This window comes from Streptomyces sp. WMMB303, assembly GCF_029351045.1.
GTDB lineage: Bacteria > Actinomycetota > Actinomycetes > Streptomycetales > Streptomycetaceae > Streptomyces.
In genome coordinates this window covers 1,468,568-1,485,690 of the sequence record NZ_JARKIN010000001.1, presented here as the reverse complement: position 1 = coordinate 1,485,690, position 17,123 = coordinate 1,468,568, and the positions used below count along the sequence as shown (strand labels likewise).

Sequence of the window (17,123 nt, the reverse complement as noted above, 5' to 3'; positions counted from 1 at the left end):
TCAGTTCACCACTCCGGTCATGACGCCGATGGGTACGGAGACGAATCCGGCGGTGAGGGCCGCCGCGAGCACGGTCGCCCCGGCCCTGAGCAGGCGACCGGTGCCGGGCCGGGTCACCCCGAGGGTCTGCGCCGCGCTCCAGAAGCCGTGCCGGATGTGCAGCCCGACGGCGAGCATGGCGACGAGGTAGATGACGTTCGCGTACCAGGTGCGGAACCCGGCCACGATGTTCTCGTACGGGTGACCTTCCTGGCCGCGCGGATTGACGGTGCCGGTCGTCAGGTCGAGTACGTGCCAGACGAGGAACAGGGCCAGGATGATCCCGCCCCAGCGCATGGTCCGGGTCGCGTAGCTGCTGCCGCGCCTGCGGTGCCGGTACCCGACCGGCCGGGCGGCGAGGTCGCGCCGGCTGAGCTGATAGGCGCTCACTCCGTGCAGGACGACGGCCGCCAGCAGGACGGCCCGTGCGATCCACAGGAACCAGCCGTGCCGCAGCAGCGGCTCACCCAGGGTGCGCAGCCAGTGCGCGTAGCCGTTCATGTCCTCGGGACCGAAGAAGACCTTCAGGTTCGCGAACATGTGGACGAGCAGATAGGCCAGCATCAGCAGTCCGGTGACCGCCATGACCGCCTTCTTGCCGATCGTCGACCCCCACAGGGTGCGCAGCCGGCCTCGGCGGGGGCCCGGGCCCGGCGGGGCCGCCGAGCCGGGCCGGGGCTGCTGCGGAGTGGGGGTGCGGATATCCGTCGCCATGCTCATGCACGGTAGGGACGGCTCTCGGCATCAGTCCAAGACATAGAAGAGCTGCGAACGATAGGCCTTGCCTATCATCGCGCCGTATGCTTGCGGTATGCAGCTCCAGCAGCTCCGCTACTTCACCGCCGTCGCCGACACCCGGCACTTCACCCGGGCGGCCCAGCGTGAGCACGTGGCCCAGCCCTCCCTCTCCCAGCAGATCCGCTCCCTGGAACGGGAGCTGGGCGCCGAGCTCTTCCACCGGGCGCGGGGGCACATCTCGCTCACCGACGCGGGCGAGGCTCTGCTGCCGCTGGCCCGGCGGATCCTGGCCGACACCGAGACGGCGCGCCGCGAGGTGCAGGAGGTCGCACAGCTCCGCCGCGGGCGGATCCGGCTGGGGGCACCGCCGAGCCTGTGCGCCGGACTCGTGCCGGACGTGCTGCGCGCCTTCCACGACCGCTACCCCGGCGTGGAACTGATGGTGCACGAGGACGGCTCCCAGGACCTGGTGCGCGCGCTGGCCGCGGGGGAGCTGGACCTGGCGCTGATCATCACCCCGCTGCCGGGCCAGGGGCCGGTACTGGCCGCGGACGAGCTGCTGAGCGAGGAACTCGTCGTCGTCGCCGCCCCGGACGCGCCCCCGCTCCCGCGCCGCGACCGCGTCCGCGTCGAGGACCTGCGCGGCCGTCCGCTGGCGATGTTCCGGCGCGGCTACGACCTGCGGGAGCTGACCGTGGCCGCCTGCCGCGACGCGGGCTTCGAACCCGTCTTCGGCGTGGAGGGCGGCGAGATGGACGCCGTGCTCGGCTTCGTCCGCGCGGGCCTCGGGCTGGCCGTGGTCCCCCGGATGGTCGCGGCCCGCTCCGGCCTGCGGATCACCCGTTTCGCACCACCCGGGCTGCACCGCACCGTCGCGGTTGCGCACCGCGGCGACGTCTCCCCGACCCGCGCGGCCCGGGAGCTCCAGCGGATCCTCACCGAGCGGGTCTCGAGGGAGTAGCCGGGAGGACGCGGGGCCCTGCCGGTCGGTGTGGGACGCGGGTCGCTCCCGCGCCCCCCGGGGGGCGCGAATCGCATGGCTCAGCGGCGGGTGGCGGTCGCCGCGGTGGCCGCACCGGCGATCCGCCGGCTCATCGGCGAAGGGTCCGCGCCCAGCACCACGGGGGTGAACGACCACACGAGCCGGCGCTGCTGGTCGCGGGTGGCGAACATGCCGCTCGCGTAGCCGTACTGCCGGCCCGTCTTGCCCCACAGCGTGACGCCGTTGACCGTGGCGGCCTGCAGCCCGGTGCTGTAGCGCGCCGGGCTGCCGTCGAGCATCCGTACGTGCTCGGGCGGCAGGGTGAACATCTTCCGCAGCTGCCGCTGGGGCAGCAGCGCCCCGGAGAACAGGGCCGCCAGGAAACGGTGCAGGTCGCCGGTGCTGGAGACGAGTTCACCATCCGCGTGCGAGCGCGACATGTCGAACTCGGAGACGTCCACGAGCGTGCCGTCGCCCCTGTCCAGACAGCCGTGCATATGCGGCCCCCGGATCCGCCGCGGGTTGCCCTCCGCCGAGGGGAAGGAGGTGTGGCCCAGCCGCAGCGGGCGCAGCAGCCGGTCCCGTATCTCGATGCCGTACGGCCGCCCGGCCACCTGCTCGATGACCAGCGCCGCCAGCACGTAGTTGATGCCCCGGTACTCCTGGGCGGTGCCGGGCCGGAACTTCAGCTCCCCCTGTGTGATCGTGGCCACGATCTGCTGTGGCGTCCACCGGTCGAAACGGTGCCGCAGCACGGCCTGCGGAGTGTCCATGTCCGGCATTCCGACGTGGTCGGGCAGCCCGCTGGTGTGGTCGAGGAGCTGCGCCACCGTGACGGCGCCGAAGCGCTCGGGGAGGAGAGCGGGCAGATAGTGCCGTACGGGCGCCTCGAGCCGCAGCCGCCCCTCGTCGGCGAGCTGGAGCGCGGCCGTCGCCACGAACGCCTTGGTGATGCTGCCCGCACGCACCCTGTCGTTGAGCCCGACGTGGCGTTCGGTGGCCGGGTCCGACACCCCCGAGGTGCCGTACCACCGGCCGGCCGAGCCGGTGACCCGGAGCTGGGCACCGGAGGCCCGGGGGTGGGCGAGATCGTCGATGGCCGCGCGCAGCGCGCGGGCGTCCGGCGGCGGCAGCATGGGGCGCTCGGTCCCGCTCCGGGCGACGGCCGGCACCGGGGTGCCGACAGTGGCCACCGCGGCGCCGGAGACCACACCGGCCAGCAGGGTCCGGCGGGAGGGGGCGCGGGGGGCGGAGATGCGGCTGCGGAAGAGCGGCATGGGAGTCATGACTCCACACTCCCCGCGCCGTCCCCGCGCTCCATCCGGGAACACCCTGAGCCGTCCCCGTACCCGCCCCTGCCCCGCCTTGGGGGCGGCGCCCGGCGCGGGCCGGGGGCGCACGCCGGTGCGCTGCCCGGTTCCGGCTCCGGGGCGGCGCCGCACGCGGACGGTGGCGCGGCGGGGCCCAAAGCGTTCCCGGCGCGCGGCACTCCGACCGTCGGGGCCGCCCGGACGCTTCGGATGCCAGGGCGCGCTCGCTGCCGGACGCTCCCGGCGCGGCGCCGGCTACATGCCCAGGCCGGCCTCACCGAGGCGGGTGAGAGCTTCCTTGTCGCCGTCCAGTTCCACGTCCGCCTGCTCCGTGCGGCCCGAGACGAACAGCAGCAGCTCCGAGGGCGCGCCGACGGCGGTCACGACCGGGGTGCCGCGCCGGGCGACCGCCGTCTGGCCGTCGGGGCGGCGCAATACCAGACCGACCGGCGCCTTGCGCCCGTACATCCGGGCGGCCGTCTCCAGCCGGCGCCACAACGCGTCCTCGAAGACGGGGTCCAGCTCGCGCCGCGCCCAGCCGGGCTGTGCACGGCGTACGTCTTCGCCGTGGATGAAGAACTCGACCGTGTTGGCCGCCTCGTCCACCTGCTTGAGCGCGAAGGGCGACATCCGGGGCGGGCCGGTGCGGATGAGGTGGATCAGCTCGTCGTACGGTTTGGCGGTGAACTCGGCCTGCACCCGCTCCAGTCGGGGCGCGAGCTGCTTGATCAGCAGGCCGCCGGCCGCGTCCCCGCGGCGTTCGCGCACGACGACGTGCGCGGCCAGGTCCCGGGTGCGCCACCCCTCGCACAGGGTGGGCGCGTCCGGACCGTTGGCCTCCAAGAGATCGGCGAGCAGCAGACGTTCACGCTTGGCATGGGTCGACATACCGCAAGCGTACGGCGCGGAGGGCGCGGACGGGGAGCTGTCGGTGCCCGGGCGTGTGCGCGGCGTGTCCGGCGCCGAGCCGGGTGCCGCGCCGCCCGCGCGGCCGCGGTACCGCGGCCGCGCCGAGCGGTACGGAGTGCCGGACAGGTGCGGGACAATGGAGCCATGTCCCAGGAGAGCACCCTCGACCCCGCCGTCGCCGCCCGGCTCAAGCACAACCCGGACGGACTGCTGCCCGCCGTCGCCCAGCAGTACGACACCGGGGAGGTGCTGATGCTGGGGTGGATGGACGACGAGGCCCTGCACCGCACCCTCACCACCGGGCGCGCCACGTACTGGAGCCGCAGCCGCGGCGAGTACTGGGTCAAGGGCGACACCTCCGGGCATGTGCAGCGGGTCAAGTCCGTGGCGCTGGACTGCGACGCGGACACCGTGCTGGTGCAGGTCGACCAGACCGGGGCCGCCTGCCACACCGGCAGCCGCACCTGCTTCGACGCCGACGTGCTGCTGCCCCGGGAGCGGTGACGGCGACGGCCCGCCGCCCGGAACGGGTGGTGCCGACGCCCCGCTGACCCGCGGCCGGTGACCCCGACGCCGCGCCGCCGCCGGACCAGTAGGGTGAGGCGCCATGACGGCGCCTGACCTCGCAACCTTCCGGACGCTCGCCAAGAACCGGCGGGTCGTCCCGGTGACCCGCCGCCTGCTGGCGGACGGCGACACCCCCATCGCCCTGTACCGCAAACTCGCCGCGGAACGCCCCGGCACCTTCCTGCTGGAGTCCGCGGAGAACGGCCGCACCTGGTCGCGGTACTCCTTCGTCGGGGTGCGCAGCGAAGCGTCGCTGACCGTGCGCGACGGCGAAGCGCACTGGCAGGGCACCCCGCCGGTCGGCGTCCCCACCGACGGCGACCCGCTCGTCGCGCTCCGCGAAACCGTCGAAGCCCTGCACACCCCGCGCGACCTGCACCGCGGCGGCGAGCTGCCGCCGTTCACCGGCGGCATGGTCGGCTACCTCGGCTACGACATCGTCCAGCGGCTGGAGAAGATCGGCCGCCACCCCGGCACCGCGGACGACCTCGGGCTGCCGGAGCTGACGATGCTGCTCACCTCCGACCTGGCCGTCCTCGACCACCGCGACGGCACGGTGCTGCTGATCGCCAACGCGATCAACCACAACGACCTGGACACCGGCGTCGACGAGGCGCACGCGGACGCCGTGCGGCGGCTGGACGCGATGGCCGCCGACCTCGCGCGCCCCGCCCCCGTCGATCCGGTGGCGCTGCCGGCCTCCGAACTCCCGCCCCTCGAGGCCCGGTCGGCCGGAGCGACCTACCGGGGCTGGGTCGAGGACATCAAGGAGCGGATCCGCGGTGGGGAGGCGTTCCAGGTGGTGCCCTCGCAGCGGTTCGAGGCCCGTTGCGAGGCGAGCGCCCTGGACGTCTACCGGGTGCTGCGGGCCACCAACCCGAGCCCGTACATGTACCTGCTGCGCTTCGAGGGCTTCGACATCGTCGGCTCCAGCCCCGAGGCGCTGGTCAAGGTGGAGGACGGCCGCGCGATGATGCATCCCATCGCCGGGACCCGGCCGCGCGGCGCCACCCCGGGCGAGGACACCGCACTGGCCGAGGAGCTGCTGGCCGACCCCAAGGAGCGGGCCGAGCACCTGATGCTGGTGGACCTGGGCCGCAACGACCTGGGGCGGGTCTGCGAACCGGGCAGTGTCGAGGTGGTCGACTTCATGTCGATCGAGCGCTACAGCCACGTGATGCACATCGTCTCGACCGTCACCGGGCAACTGGCCCAGGACCGTAGCGCGTTCGACGCGCTCACCGCCTGCTTCCCGGCCGGCACGCTGTCCGGGGCGCCCAAGCCGCGTGCCCTCCAGATCATCGAGGAGCTGGAGCCCACCCGGCGCGGCGTCTACGGCGGATGTGTCGGATATCTCGACTTCGCGGGCGACTCCGACACCGCCATCGCCATCCGCACCGCACTGCTGCGGGACGGGACCGCGTACGTCCAGGCGGGCGCCGGAGTCGTCGCCGACTCCGACCCCGAGGCCGAGGACACCGAGTGCGCCAACAAGGCCGCGGCCGTGCTGAGGGCGGTCCGGACGGCCGAACGCCTCGGGGGTAGCGTGGAGGCGTGACTTCTTCGACCCCCGCGCAGGATCCGGACGGTACCGAGGGGGGCCCGCACCCCGGCCGGCCGGAAGCGGAGCCCGCCCCGCACGCCGGCCGCCCGGGCACATCGCGCTCCCGCGCGGCCCGCACCGCGCTGGCGGCGGCCCTGCTGTGCGGCGCGGTGGGCGCGGCCCTCGCGCTGGTCTCCGCGGGGCAGACCTGGAGCACCTCCACCGCCGAGTTCGCCGAGGGTCAGGTGCCGGTCAGGGCCGAGGGCGGCGACGTCACCGGCCTGCCCAGCGCACTGGCGCTGGTCGGCCTCGCCGCGCTCGTCGCCGTCTTCGCCGTACGCCGCGCCGTGCGCCGGATCGTCGCCGGGCTGCTCGCGCTGTGCGGCGCCGCCGTCCTGGCCTCGGCGCTGCTGGGGGCCGACGACACCGGCGCGCTCTCCGCCGAGGCCGCCGAGACCAGCGGCCTGACCGACAGCGGTATCGGCGCCGCGGACGTCAGCGCCTGGCCGTACGTGTCAGCGGTGGGCGGGGCGCTGCTCCTGGTCGCCGGGCTGCTGGCGCTACGGTACGGCGCGGGCTGGCCCTCGATGTCCGGCAGTGCCCGCTACGAGCGCACCCCGCTGCGGCAGCGCGCCGCCCGGACGCGCCGTGTCGACCCCGACCGGCCCGAGGACCTGTGGAAGGCCCTGGACCGCGGCGAGGACCCCACGCACGGCACCGCCTGAGCCGCGGCTCCGCGGCGTCCGCGCGCGCGTCCGGCACCGGCCCGTGGTCCGCCGCGGCCGTACGGTCGACCCCCGTGCCCCCGCGCGGGCGCTGAAGGGGGAGAATGGGCGGCGAACGGGCCGGGTGGCCCCACCTCATGTTGTGACTCAAGGAGCATTCATGGCGCACAGCCACGGACACACCCCGGCCGCCTGGACCGGCTCGATCACCGCCTTCGTCGGCTTCTGCGTCGCCTCCGCCTTCACGGTGCTGGCGCAGCCCGTCGGTGTGATCGCAGGGCTGGTCGTCATCGGGGCGGGCGCTGTGATCGGCGGCATCATGCGGGCGGCGGGGATGGGCCAGTCGAAGTCCCCCGGTCTGACGGCCGAGCAGGCCCGGGCCCACAAGCTGGCGCACGAGCAGGCGCACCGGCCGGTCGCCGACAAGGCGCACTCCTGAGCGACCGGCAGGACGCCGCGACCGTGCGGCACCGCCTCACCGGAGCGGTGCCGCGGCTGGCCGTGCCCCTCGGCAGTCTCGCCGCGGTGGGCGCGGCCTTCGCGGTTGTGGCCGTCGTCGATCCCAACGAGCCCGGCCACTACCCGGCCTGCCCCTTCCTGACCGTCGCCGGCCTGTACTGCCCCGGCTGCGGCGGGCTGCGCAGCGCGCACGCCGTCACCCAGGGCGACCTGGGCACCGCGCTGGGCGCGAACGTCCTCGCCGTGCTGCTCTTCGCGGGCTTCGCGCTGGGCTGGCTGCACTGGGCCGTCGGCGCGGTCCGGGGCCGCCGCTACACCTTCCCGGTGCGGCTGCGGGCCTGGCACTGGTGGGCCCTCGGGGCGCTGGCGGTCGCGTTCACGGTTGTCCGGAATACGCCCCTCGGAGCCGGCCTGGCTCCTTGAGCAGCCGCGCCCGCACGGCCACCGGGGCGGTGATTTGTCCGCTATATGGGACTGTGGTCAACCGGATGCGGGACCTCCGTGCCGGGGCGGATACCATCACAGGGGCCCACCCGACCATCCCCTGCTCCGCCTCCGAGGAGCGCCCCGGAACCTTTATCCGCCGCCGGCCCGGCGCCCGACCCGTATCCAGCCCGAACCCCAGCCAGCAAGGAGGCCGCTCGGTGAGTGTGCTCGACGAGATCATCGAAGGCGTGCGGGAAGACCTCGCCGAGCGGCAGGCGCGCGTCAGCCTCGAGGAGCTCAAGGAGCGCGTCGCCCGGGCACCCCAGGCCAAGGACGGGCTCGCGGCACTCAAGGGCGACAGTGCGGCCGGGGTACGGGTGATCTGCGAGGTGAAGCGCTCCAGCCCGTCCAAGGGCGCGCTGGCGGCCATCGCCGACCCGGCCGGGCTCGCCGCCGACTACGAGGCCGGCGGCGCCGCCGTCATCTCCGTCCTCACCGAGCGCCGCCGGTTCGGCGGCTCGCTGGCTGACCTGGAGGCGGTCCGGGCCCGCGTCGACATCCCCGTCCTGCGCAAGGACTTCGTCTTCTCCTCCTACCAACTGTGGGAGGCCCGCGCGCACGGCGCCGACCTGGTGCTGCTGATCGTCGCCGCGCTGGAGCAGGAGGCCCTGGTCTCGCTGATCGAGCGTGCCGAGTCCATCGGTCTCACCCCGCTGGTCGAGGTGCACGACGAGGACGAGGCCGAGCGTGCGGTGGCGGCCGGGGCGAAGATCATCGGCGTCAACGCACGGAACCTGAAGACCCTCGAGGTGGACCGCGGCAACTTCACCCGGATCGCTCCCGAGATCCCCGACCACATCGTCAGGATCGCCGAGTCCGGTGTCCGCGGTCCGCACGACCTGATCGCGTACGCGAACGAGGGGGCCGACGCCGTCCTGGTGGGGGAGTCGCTGGTGACGGGCAAGGATCCGCGCACCGCTGTCTCCGACCTCGTGGCCGCGGGCGCTCACCCCGCGCTCCGCCACGGGGGGAGGGACTGACACGCGATGACGGCTGTGGTCTCCCTGTGCTCCCTCGCGCTGGCGCGCGGGTGCCGTCCGCGCGGGTGCCGGGCGCCCGCGCGCCGGGTGCGCGGCCGGTCCGTCCGATACCACATCGGATGCGAGCCGGGCGTGATCCGCGGCCGCCGATGGCGCTGACCCGCCCCTGCCCGCCCGCACCCCGCTGAGGGGAGCGCCCCTGCCCGCCCGCCCCCGCGCGGGCGCGCCTCCGGCTGCCGGCCGGAGCCCGGGGAGGAGCCGGGGCCCGGAGCCGTCACATCAGCCCACTCGCAAGGAGCAGCGTTCGGTATGCCGTCCGACTACTTCATTCCCGATCCCGAGGGTCACAGCCCCAGCGTCGCCGGATACTTCGGCGCGTTCGGCGGCAAGTTCATCCCCGAGGCCCTGGTCGCCGCCGTCGACGAGGTGGCCGCGGAGTACGAGAAGGCGAAGGCGGACCCCGCCTTCGCCGCCGAGCTCGACGACCTGCTGGTCAACTACACCGGTCGGCCCAGCGCGCTGACCGAGGTCACGCGGTTCGCCGAGCACGCGGGCGGTGCCCGGGTCCTCCTCAAGCGCGAGGACCTCAACCACACCGGCTCGCACAAGATCAACAACGTGCTGGGGCAGGCCCTGCTCACCAAGCGGATGGGCAAGCCCCGGGTCATCGCCGAGACCGGCGCGGGCCAGCACGGCGTGGCCACGGCCACCGCGTGCGCCCTCTTCGGGCTCGAATGCACCATCTACATGGGCGAGATCGACACCGAGCGGCAGGCTCTGAACGTCGCCCGGATGCGGATGCTCGGGGCCGAGGTCGTGCCCGTCGCCTCGGGCAGCCGCACTCTCAAGGACGCCATCAACGAGGCGTTCCGCGACTGGGTCGCCAACGTCGACCGCACCCACTACCTCTTCGGCACGGTCGCCGGACCGCACCCCTTCCCGCAGATCGTGCGCGACTTCCACCGCGTGATCGGTGTCGAGGCGCGGCGGCAGGTGCTGGAGCGCACCGGACGGCTGCCGGACGCCGTCGCCGCCTGCGTGGGCGGCGGCTCCAACGCGATCGGGCTCTTCCACGCCTTCCTGCCGGACACCGGCGTGCGGCTGGTCGGTTTCGAGGCGGCGGGGCACGGCGTCGAGTCCGGGGAGCACGCGGCCACGCTGACCGCGGGCGAGCCCGGCATCCTGCACGGCTCGCGCTCCTACGTGCTGCAGGACGAAGAGGGACAGATCACCGAGCCCTACTCGATCTCCGCCGGGCTGGACTACCCGGGCATCGGCCCCGAACACGCCCACCTCAAGGACAGCGGCCGGGGCGAGTACCGGCCGGTCACCGACGACCAGGCGATGCGGGCGCTGCGGCTGCTCTCCGAGACCGAGGGCATCATCCCGGCCATCGAGAGCGCGCACGCGCTGGCGGGCGCCCTGGACCTGGGCAGGGAGCTGGGCCCCGAGGGAATCGTCCTGGTGAACCTCTCGGGCCGTGGCGACAAGGACATGGACACGGCCGCGCGGTACTTCGGCCTGCTGGACGGCGCGGAAGGGGAACGGGCATGAGCGGGCACACCGAGGAAACGGGAGCCACCGAAGTCTCCGCCGCCGCGGGCGGCAACGTGCGGCTGCTGGACGAGACGCTCGCGCGGGCCAGGGCCGAGAACCGGGCCGCGCTCGTCGGCTACCTCCCGGCCGGCTTCCCCACCGTCGACGGCGGTATCGCCGCCTGCACGGCGCTGCTGGAGAGCGGCTGCGACGTGGTCGAGGTGGGGCTGCCGCACAGCGACCCGGTGATGGACGGGCCCGTCATCCAGACCGCGGACACCATCGCGCTGGAGGGCGGGGTGCGGATCGCGGACGTGCTGCGCACAGTCCGCGAGGCGCACGCGGCGACCGGGAAGCCGGTGCTGGTCATGACGTACTGGAATCCCGTCGACCGGTACGGCGCCGAGCGGTTCGCCGAGGAGCTGGCGGCGGCGGGCGGAGCCGGATGCATCCTGCCCGACCTGCCGGTCGAGGAGTCCGAGGGGTGGCGGAAGGCGGCCGAGCACGCCGGGCTCGGCACGGTCTTCGTCGTCGCCCCCAGCAGCCGGGAGGCGCGCCTCGCCCGGATCACCGCGGCGGGCAGCGGCTTCGTCTACGCCGCCTCGCTGATGGGGGTCACCGGGCCCCGGGAGTCGGTGGGCGAGGAAGCCCGCGAACTGGTCGAGCGGGTCCGCTCCACCACCGACCTGCCGGTCTGCGTGGGCCTCGGGGTGTCCAACCCCGCGCAGGCGACCGAGGTCGCGGCGTTCGCCGACGGGGTCATCGTGGGCTCGGCGTTCGTCAAGCGGCTGCTGGAGGCCGACACCCTGGCGGCCGGGCTGGACGAGGTGCGGCAGCTCGCCGCGGCCCTCGCGGAGGGCGTCCGGCGCTGAGGCGCTGCTGAGGCACCGCGCCGGGCCTCGGCCGGGGCCGGGGGTCGCGGCATCCCGCGGCTCCCGGCCCCGCGCCGCGGCTCTCGGCAGGCCACCGGCCCCTCGGCCACCGGCCCCTCGGCCACCGGCCTCGGTCCCGTCGCGTCCCCGCCCCACCGAACGGCTCTTTCGGGTGAAATAGGGCGCAGCGCGCCCGTCGGCGACCGGCCCCTCTCGTTGGGTCGGGCGTGATGAGCCAGAACAGCAATGACGGCGGCAAGCGCTCGGCCCGCGAACGCCTGCGGGCCCAGCGGGAGCGCGACAAGGCAACTGAGCGCCGGTGGCGCTCGCTCAAGGTGGGCGCGGTGGTCGCCGGGGTGCTGGCCGTCGCCGCCGGGGTCGGGATCACCCTGGCCGCCCGGGGCGGTGACGACCAGGGCTCGCAGTCGGCGAAGCCGGTCACCGTGGGGCAGCGCGGCGCCCCGGCCCGGCTCACGGTCTACGAGGACTTCCGCTGCCCGGCGTGCGCCCAGTTCGAGAACTCCTTCCGGGACACGATCAAGAGCCTGGAGCGGGCGGGCAAGCTCCGGACCGAATACCACCTGGTGACGCTGATCGACGGCAACATGGGCGGCCGGGGCTCGCACGAGGCGGCCAACGCGGTGGCCTGCGCCCGTGACAAGGGGAAGTTCGGCCCGTACCACGACGTGCTCTACCGCAACCAGCCCCGCGAGCAGGAGGACGCCTTCGCCAGCACCGAGCGGCTGATCCGGCTGGCGGGCAAGGTGGAGGGACTGGTCGACCCCGAGTTCCGCTCGTGTGTGACCGGCGGCCGGCACGACGACTGGGTGAAGCGCTCCGACGAGGACTTCCGCAAGTCCGGCCACCAGGGCACCCCCACCGTCCTGCTGAACGGCAAGGACGTCTTCAGCGACCCCTCGGAGCAGCTGACCCCGGACGGGCTGCGGAAACTGGTGGAGCGCAAGAGCTAGCCCGCCTCCCTCCGCCCCTCGGCGGCCGCCGGCGGCCGCGGGCGCGGTCCTCGCCGTGCCCGCGGGTCCGGCAGGCGCCCCCGGTGTTATCCAGCCGTTGTGCGGGCTGATTGTCCGGGGTGCGGCCGGGCACGGTACCGTCAGGGGCGCCATGGAGACCCTTGCCTTTATCCCCAGTCCGTCGGCCGGTGAGATTCACCTCGGGCCGCTCCCGCTGCGCGGCTACGCGCTCTGCATCATCCTCGGCGTCTTCGCCGCGGTCTGGCTCGGCGGGCGCCGGTGGGTCGCTCGGGGCGGGCAGCCGGGCACGGTCGCCGACATCGCCGTCTGGGCCGTTCCCTTCGGCCTCCTCGGCGGTCGGCTGTACCACGTCATCACCGACTACCAGCTCTACTTCGGCGAGGGCCGCAACCCCGTCGACGCCTTCCGTATCTGGGACGGCGGGCTGGGCATCTGGGGCGCCATCGCGCTCGGCGCGCTCGGGGCCTGGATCGGCTGCCGCCGCCGCGGCATCCCGCTGCCCGCGTACGCGGACGCCGTGGCGCCGGGGATCGTGCTGGCGCAGGCGCTGGGCCGCTGGGGCAACTGGTTCAACCAGGAGCTGTACGGGCGGCCGACCGATCTGCCGTGGGCCCTGGAGATCGACCCTGCGCACCGGCCGGTCGACACGCCCGATCTGGCGACCTATCACCCCACCTTTCTGTACGAGTCGCTGTGGTGCGTCGGGGTCGCCCTGCTGGTGATCTGGGCGGACCGCCGCTTCAAGCTGGGGCACGGCCGGGCGTTCGCGCTCTACGTCGCTGCCTACACGGTGGGACGGTTCTGGATCGAGTACATGCGGGTGGACGACGCGCATCACGTGTTCGGGATGCGGCTGAACAACTGGACGGCGATCGTCGTCTTCCTGCTGGCGGTCCTCTACATCGTCGTCTCCGCGAGGAAGCGGCCCGGCCGCGAGGAGGTCGTCGAGCTGGAGCCGGCCGAACCGGACGCGGGTGCCGACGCGGATCCGGCCCCGGACGCGGAGTCGGCGGAGGACGAGCCCGCCGCGGCCGAGTCGTCCGAGAAGCCGTCCGAGGAGCCCTCCGAGTCCGGCGAGGACGCCGGGGAGGCGCGGTCCGCGGCGGAGAAGTCGCAGTCGTCCCGGAAGACGGCCGACGGACCCGCTTCCTGACACACCGGTCCGCCGGGGCCCCTGGCGGGGCAGGGGGCGAGCCGCCTGTCCGAATCGGGCGGCTATGTATGCAATTCTCGGTGAGTGCTGTGGTTGATCGTCGTCCACGTCGTGGCCGCGTGCTGTGCCGCGCCGCTGGTGCGGCTGCTCGGCCCGCGCGCGTTCCTGCTGCTCGCGGCGGCGCCCGCCGCCGCGGCCGGGTGGGCGGCGGCGCACTACGACCAGGTGGCCGACGGCGGCGCGCTCAGCGCGCACACCCCGTGGATCCCGGCGCTCGGGGTCGACCTCGCACTGCGATGTGACGCGCTCGCACTGGTGATGGTGCTGATCGCCGGGGGCATCGGTGCCCTGGTGATGCTCTACTGCGCGGCCTACTTCGCGCCCGGCACCCCGCAGCTCGGCGCCTTCGCCGGAGCACTCACCGCCTTCGCCGGGGCCATGCTCGGCCTGGTGCTGGCCGACGACCTGATCGTGCTGTACGTGCTGTGGGAACTCACCACGGTCTTCTCCTTCCTGCTCATCGGGCACAGCTCCCAGTACCGCACCAACCGGCGCGCCGCCCTCCAGGCGCTGCTGGTCACCACACTGGGCGGACTGGTGATGCTGGTCGGATTCCTGATGCTGGGGCACGCCGCGCACACCTACCGGATCTCCCGCATGCTCGCCGATCCGCCCGGAGGAGGAGCGCTTGTCGCGGGCGGCCTGGTGCTGGTGCTGGTGGGGGCGCTGTCCAAGTCCGCCGTGTGGCCGTTCAGCTTCTGGCTGCCCGGAGCGATGGCAGCGGCCACCCCGGTCTCCGCGTATCTGCACGCCGCCGCCATGGTCAAGGCCGGTGTCTATCTGATCGCGCGGCTCGCCCCCGGCTTCGCCGACGTACCGCCCTGGCGGCCCATGGTCCTCGTGCTCGGCAGCGCGACCATGCTGCTCGGCGGCTGGCGGGCGCTGCGCGAGACGGACCTGAAGCTGCTGCTGGCCTTCGGCACCGTCAGCCAGCTCGGCTTCCTCACCGTGCTGGTCGGCGACGGCACCCGGGACGCCGCACTGGCGGGCGCCGATGTGATCCTGGCGCACGCCCTGTTCAAGGCGCCGCTCTTCCTCACCGTCGGCGCCATCGACCACCTCACCGGCACCCGCGACCTCACCAGGCTCTCCGGGGTCGGCCGGTCGCTGCCCGCACTGGCCGCCGTCGCCGTGCTCGCCGGGCTCTCGATGGCGGGGCTGCCGCCGCTGCTCGGGTTCGTCGGCAAGGAAGCCGCCGTCTCGGCACTGCTGGCGGCCGGACCCGGCGAGGCATGGGCCCTGGCGGCCGTCGTCCTGGGCTCCGCACTCACCACCGCCTACACGCTCCGCTTCCTGTGGGGTGCCTTCGCGCGCAAGAGCGGCGCCCCGCCGCTGGCCCCGGTCACCGTGGCCCCCGGCACCCGCGTGGCACCGCTGCTGCTGGGTCCGCCCCTGCTGTGCGCGCTCGCCGGCCTCCTGCTCGGCCCCGGCTCCCAGTGGCTCGACCCGCTGCTGGCCCGGTACGCCGACACCTTCCCCAGCGGCGTCTCCCCCTACCACCTCGCCCTCTGGCACGGCTGGGGCCCCGCACTGGGCCTCTCGGCGGTCTCCTGGGTACTGGGTGCGGCGGTCTTCCTGGCCGGCCGTCCACTGGCCGCACTGGGCGGACGGCTCTCACAGGTCGACGGCGACCAGGTGTTCGCCCGTTCCCTGTGGGCGCTGGAGCGGCTCTCGCTCCAGGTCACCGGCGCCGTGCAGCGCGGCTCGCTGCCCGTCTACCTCGGCACCGCACTGATCGTCCTGTTCGGCTTCCAGACCGCCCGGCTGATCGCGGGCGCGCCCTGGTCCGCCCCGGGCGCAGTGCGCTGGTACGACTCGGTCCCGCAACTCGTCGTCGCGGTCGGCGTCGCCGGAGTCGCCGTGCTGTGCGTCCTGGCGCAGCAGCGGATGAAGGCGGCCGTCCTGGCCGGGGTCACCGGATACGGCGCCGGACTCCTCTACGTGCTGCACGGCGCGCCCGACCTGGCGCTGACCCAGTTCGCCGTCGAGACGGTCTCGCTCACCGTCTTCGTCCTCGTCCTGCGCAGACTGCCCGCCCGCTTCCCCGACGGCAGCCGCAGGTGGCGCACGCGCCGGGGGGTGCAGCTCGTCCTCTCCGCCGCCGCCGGAGGACTGCTCGCCGCGCTGCTGCACCTCTGCCTCGCCGCACGCACCGCCCTGCCCTCCGGCCCCGGGCTGTTCTCGGCGACAGCACACGAAGGCGTCCGCAACGTGGTCGCCACCACCCTGGTGGACCTGCGCGCCTGGGACACCATGGGCGAGTCGGCCGTACTGGCCGCCGCCGCCGTCGGCGTGACCAGCCTCGTCTATCTGCGCCGCCGCGTCCGGGTGCCCGTCGCGCAGCCCGTACCGGGCACCGAGGAGACCGGCGGCCCGCCGCCGACCGCGCCCGTCGCCGGCCCCGGAGCGCCCACCGGGGCCGTCCCCGGCTCCGCGAGCATCGCCCTGGACCGCTCGGCAGCGGCGCCCGGCGCCGGCGGGGACACCGGACCGCGCGCCGGCCGCCGGGACGCCTGGAAGCTGCCGCTGCGCCCCGGTGCCCGGCCGCCCCGCGGCTCGCCCGTCGCGCCCCGCCGCACCTGGCTGGCGGCCAGCTCCACACTCGCGCCCGAGGGCCGCTCGGTGATGTTCGAGGTGATGGCCCGGCTGGTCTTCCACCCCATCGTGGTGCTCTCCCTCTACCTGCTCTTCTCCGCCGAGAACCAGCCCGGCGGCGGCTTCACCGCGGGGCTGGTGGCCGGGCTCGCACTGGCCGTGCGCTATCTGGCGGGCGGCCGCCTGGAGTTGGCCGCCGCCGCACCCGTGGACGCCGGCTTCCTGCTCGGCCTCGGACTGCTGATCATCACCGGCACCGGTCTGGCGGGCCTGTGGCTGGGCGGCAGCGTGCTGGCCTCCGGCAAGGTGACCGGCGACTTCTGGCTGGTCGGGCCCTTCCACGCGGCCAGCCCGGTGCTCTTCGACACCGGGGTCTACGTGCTGGTCCTCGGCGTCGTCCTGGACGTGCTGCGCAGCCTGGGCTCGGAGATCGACCGCCGCCTGGAGCGCGAGCGGGGCACCGGCCCGGCCGGCGGCGGGGAGGGCCGCCCATGACGACCGGGTCGATCGCCCTGGTGGGCTGCGGCGGCGTGCTGTTCGCCTGCGGAACGGCGCTGCTGCTGGCCCGGCCGCTGACCCGCATCGTGCTGGGCGCGGTCCTCATCGGCAACGGCATCAACCTGCTGGTGCTGGCCACCTCCGGGCCGGACGGCGACGCCGCGCTGCTCTACCCGGGCACCTCGCCGCGGACGATGTCCGACCCGCTGCCCCAGGCGTTCATCCTGACCGCCATCGTCATCACCCTCGCGCTGACCGCGTTCCTGGCGACGATGGCCTACCGCGCCTGGCAGCACTCCGGCAACGACGACGTCCCCGACGACACCGAGGACATCCGCATCGTGCGCCGCGCCACCTACGCGGAGGAACGCGAACGGCTCCGCGCCGCCTACCACAAGCGGCGCCTGGAGTACCGGGCGCTGGCCCGCAGCGAGGAGGAGCGCGAGGCGCGGGAGCACACCGCCTTCGAGCGGCTGGGCACGGCCCGCGACCGCTACCGGGAACTGCGCCGGCGCGCCCGCGCCGACGCGCGGGCCTTCCGCGTCCGGCAGGCCCGCGCGGAGGAGACGGCGGACGAGATCGTAGGGGAGGACGACCCGTGGCAGACCATCCTGGGAGCCGACCGGTGACCGGCCCGCACCCGGCGGGGCGGCGCACCGTCCCCGGCCCGGGGCCCGCA

The 17,123-nt window shown here is 74.4% G+C and carries 16 protein-coding genes; 13 read left to right on the top strand and 3 right to left on the bottom strand.

All coding sequences use genetic code 11. From position 1 onward, the window contains the following. Complete coding sequence (locus P2424_RS06730; RefSeq protein ID WP_276474871.1) at positions 1-759, bottom strand: succinate dehydrogenase cytochrome b subunit; 759 nt, start codon at positions 757-759, stop codon at positions 1-3. Between the two features lie 91 nt (positions 760-850). On the opposite strand from P2424_RS06730, the gene P2424_RS06725 reads away from it, so the two are divergent. Then, positions 851-1,738 (top strand): LysR substrate-binding domain-containing protein, encoded by an 888-nt coding sequence (locus P2424_RS06725; protein WP_276474870.1) that lies wholly within the window; start codon positions 851-853, stop codon positions 1,736-1,738. 80 nt (positions 1,739-1,818) lie between these two features. On the opposite strand, the gene P2424_RS06720 is transcribed toward P2424_RS06725, so the two are convergent. Continuing rightward, the gene (locus P2424_RS06720) at positions 1,819-3,045 is read right to left on the bottom strand and encodes a serine hydrolase domain-containing protein (protein ID WP_276474869.1); all 1,227 of its coding nucleotides are present in this window, start codon (positions 3,043-3,045) and stop codon (positions 1,819-1,821) included. A gap of 279 nt (positions 3,046-3,324) precedes the next feature. Continuing rightward, positions 3,325-3,957 carry a TIGR03085 family metal-binding protein gene (locus P2424_RS06715; RefSeq protein WP_276474868.1) on the bottom strand — a complete coding sequence of 211 codons (633 nt, stop codon included), beginning with the start codon at positions 3,955-3,957 and terminating at the stop codon, positions 3,325-3,327. Positions 3,958-4,122: 165 nt separating this feature from the next. On the opposite strand from P2424_RS06715, the gene hisI reads away from it, so the two are divergent. The 12 genes from hisI (at position 4,123) to P2424_RS06655 (ending at position 17,073) form a co-directional block, all read left to right on the top strand. Next, on the top strand, positions 4,123-4,482 hold the full coding sequence (gene hisI, locus P2424_RS06710) for a phosphoribosyl-AMP cyclohydrolase (protein ID WP_276474867.1): 360 nt from the start codon (positions 4,123-4,125) through the stop codon (positions 4,480-4,482). A gap of 103 nt (positions 4,483-4,585) precedes the next feature. Next, a complete protein-coding gene (locus P2424_RS06705; RefSeq protein ID WP_276474866.1) occupies positions 4,586-6,103 on the top strand; it encodes an anthranilate synthase component I in 1,518 nt (505 codons plus the stop codon). Then, a complete protein-coding gene (locus tag P2424_RS06700) occupies positions 6,100-6,813 on the top strand; it encodes a TIGR02234 family membrane protein (RefSeq protein WP_276474865.1) in 714 nt (237 codons plus the stop codon). Before P2424_RS06705 ends, P2424_RS06700 begins: the two co-directional genes overlap by 4 nt. 160 nt (positions 6,814-6,973) lie before the next feature. Then, on the top strand, positions 6,974-7,252 hold the full coding sequence (locus P2424_RS06695; protein ID WP_276474864.1) for an HGxxPAAW family protein: 279 nt from the start codon (positions 6,974-6,976) through the stop codon (positions 7,250-7,252). Positions 7,253-7,275: 23 nt separating this feature from the next. Next, on the top strand, positions 7,276-7,695 hold the full coding sequence (locus P2424_RS06690; protein ID WP_276474863.1) for a DUF2752 domain-containing protein: 420 nt from the start codon (positions 7,276-7,278) through the stop codon (positions 7,693-7,695). A gap of 221 nt (positions 7,696-7,916) precedes the next feature. Next, positions 7,917-8,738, top strand: coding sequence for an indole-3-glycerol phosphate synthase TrpC (gene trpC, locus P2424_RS06685; protein WP_276474862.1), 822 nt, complete (start codon positions 7,917-7,919; stop codon positions 8,736-8,738). A 309-nt stretch (positions 8,739-9,047) separates the two neighbouring features. Further along, positions 9,048-10,292 carry a tryptophan synthase subunit beta gene (gene trpB, locus P2424_RS06680; RefSeq protein ID WP_276474861.1) on the top strand — a complete coding sequence of 415 codons (1,245 nt, stop codon included), beginning with the start codon at positions 9,048-9,050 and terminating at the stop codon, positions 10,290-10,292. After that, entirely contained in the window at positions 10,289-11,146 is an 858-nt protein-coding gene (gene trpA / locus P2424_RS06675) for a tryptophan synthase subunit alpha (protein WP_276474860.1), read from the top strand. The genes trpB and trpA overlap by 4 nt, the downstream gene beginning before the upstream one ends. Positions 11,147-11,376: 230 nt before the next feature. Beyond that, positions 11,377-12,117 (top strand): thioredoxin domain-containing protein, encoded by a 741-nt coding sequence (locus P2424_RS06670; protein ID WP_276474859.1) that lies wholly within the window; start codon positions 11,377-11,379, stop codon positions 12,115-12,117. Positions 12,118-12,268: 151 nt separating this feature from the next. Further along, positions 12,269-13,291, top strand: a complete 1,023-nt coding sequence (gene lgt / locus P2424_RS06665) for a prolipoprotein diacylglyceryl transferase (RefSeq protein WP_276474858.1) — start codon at positions 12,269-12,271, stop codon at positions 13,289-13,291. A gap of 84 nt (positions 13,292-13,375) precedes the next feature. Next, positions 13,376-16,441, top strand: coding sequence for a Na+/H+ antiporter subunit A (locus P2424_RS06660; RefSeq protein WP_276474857.1), 3,066 nt, complete (start codon positions 13,376-13,378; stop codon positions 16,439-16,441). Next, positions 16,438-17,073, top strand: a complete 636-nt coding sequence (locus P2424_RS06655; RefSeq protein WP_276474856.1) for a Na(+)/H(+) antiporter subunit C — start codon at positions 16,438-16,440, stop codon at positions 17,071-17,073. Before P2424_RS06660 ends, P2424_RS06655 begins: the two co-directional genes overlap by 4 nt. Positions 17,074-17,123 lie beyond the last annotated feature (50 nt).

Bases quoted from the DNA above. Each gene is read 5' to 3' on its own strand.
- trpB (WP_276474861.1), top strand. From the start codon at position 9,048: ATGCCGTCCGACTACTTCATTCCCGATCCCGAGGGTCACAGCCCCAGC.
- trpA (WP_276474860.1), top strand. From the start codon at position 10,289: ATGAGCGGGCACACCGAGGAAACGGGAGCCACCGAAGTCTCCGCCGCC.
- P2424_RS06705 (WP_276474866.1), top strand. From the start codon at position 4,586: ATGACGGCGCCTGACCTCGCAACCTTCCGGACGCTCGCCAAGAACCGG.
- P2424_RS06720 (WP_276474869.1), bottom strand. From the start codon at position 3,045: ATGACTCCCATGCCGCTCTTCCGCAGCCGCATCTCCGCCCCCCGCGCC.
- P2424_RS06715 (WP_276474868.1), bottom strand. From the start codon at position 3,957: ATGTCGACCCATGCCAAGCGTGAACGTCTGCTGCTCGCCGATCTCTTG.
- P2424_RS06670 (WP_276474859.1), top strand. From the start codon at position 11,377: ATGAGCCAGAACAGCAATGACGGCGGCAAGCGCTCGGCCCGCGAACGC.
- P2424_RS06655 (WP_276474856.1), top strand. From the start codon at position 16,438: ATGACGACCGGGTCGATCGCCCTGGTGGGCTGCGGCGGCGTGCTGTTC.
- P2424_RS06730 (WP_276474871.1), bottom strand. From the start codon at position 759: ATGAGCATGGCGACGGATATCCGCACCCCCACTCCGCAGCAGCCCCGG.
- P2424_RS06725 (WP_276474870.1), top strand. From the start codon at position 851: ATGCAGCTCCAGCAGCTCCGCTACTTCACCGCCGTCGCCGACACCCGG.
- lgt (WP_276474858.1), top strand. From the start codon at position 12,269: ATGGAGACCCTTGCCTTTATCCCCAGTCCGTCGGCCGGTGAGATTCAC.
- P2424_RS06695 (WP_276474864.1), top strand. From the start codon at position 6,974: ATGGCGCACAGCCACGGACACACCCCGGCCGCCTGGACCGGCTCGATC.
- hisI (WP_276474867.1), top strand. From the start codon at position 4,123: ATGTCCCAGGAGAGCACCCTCGACCCCGCCGTCGCCGCCCGGCTCAAG.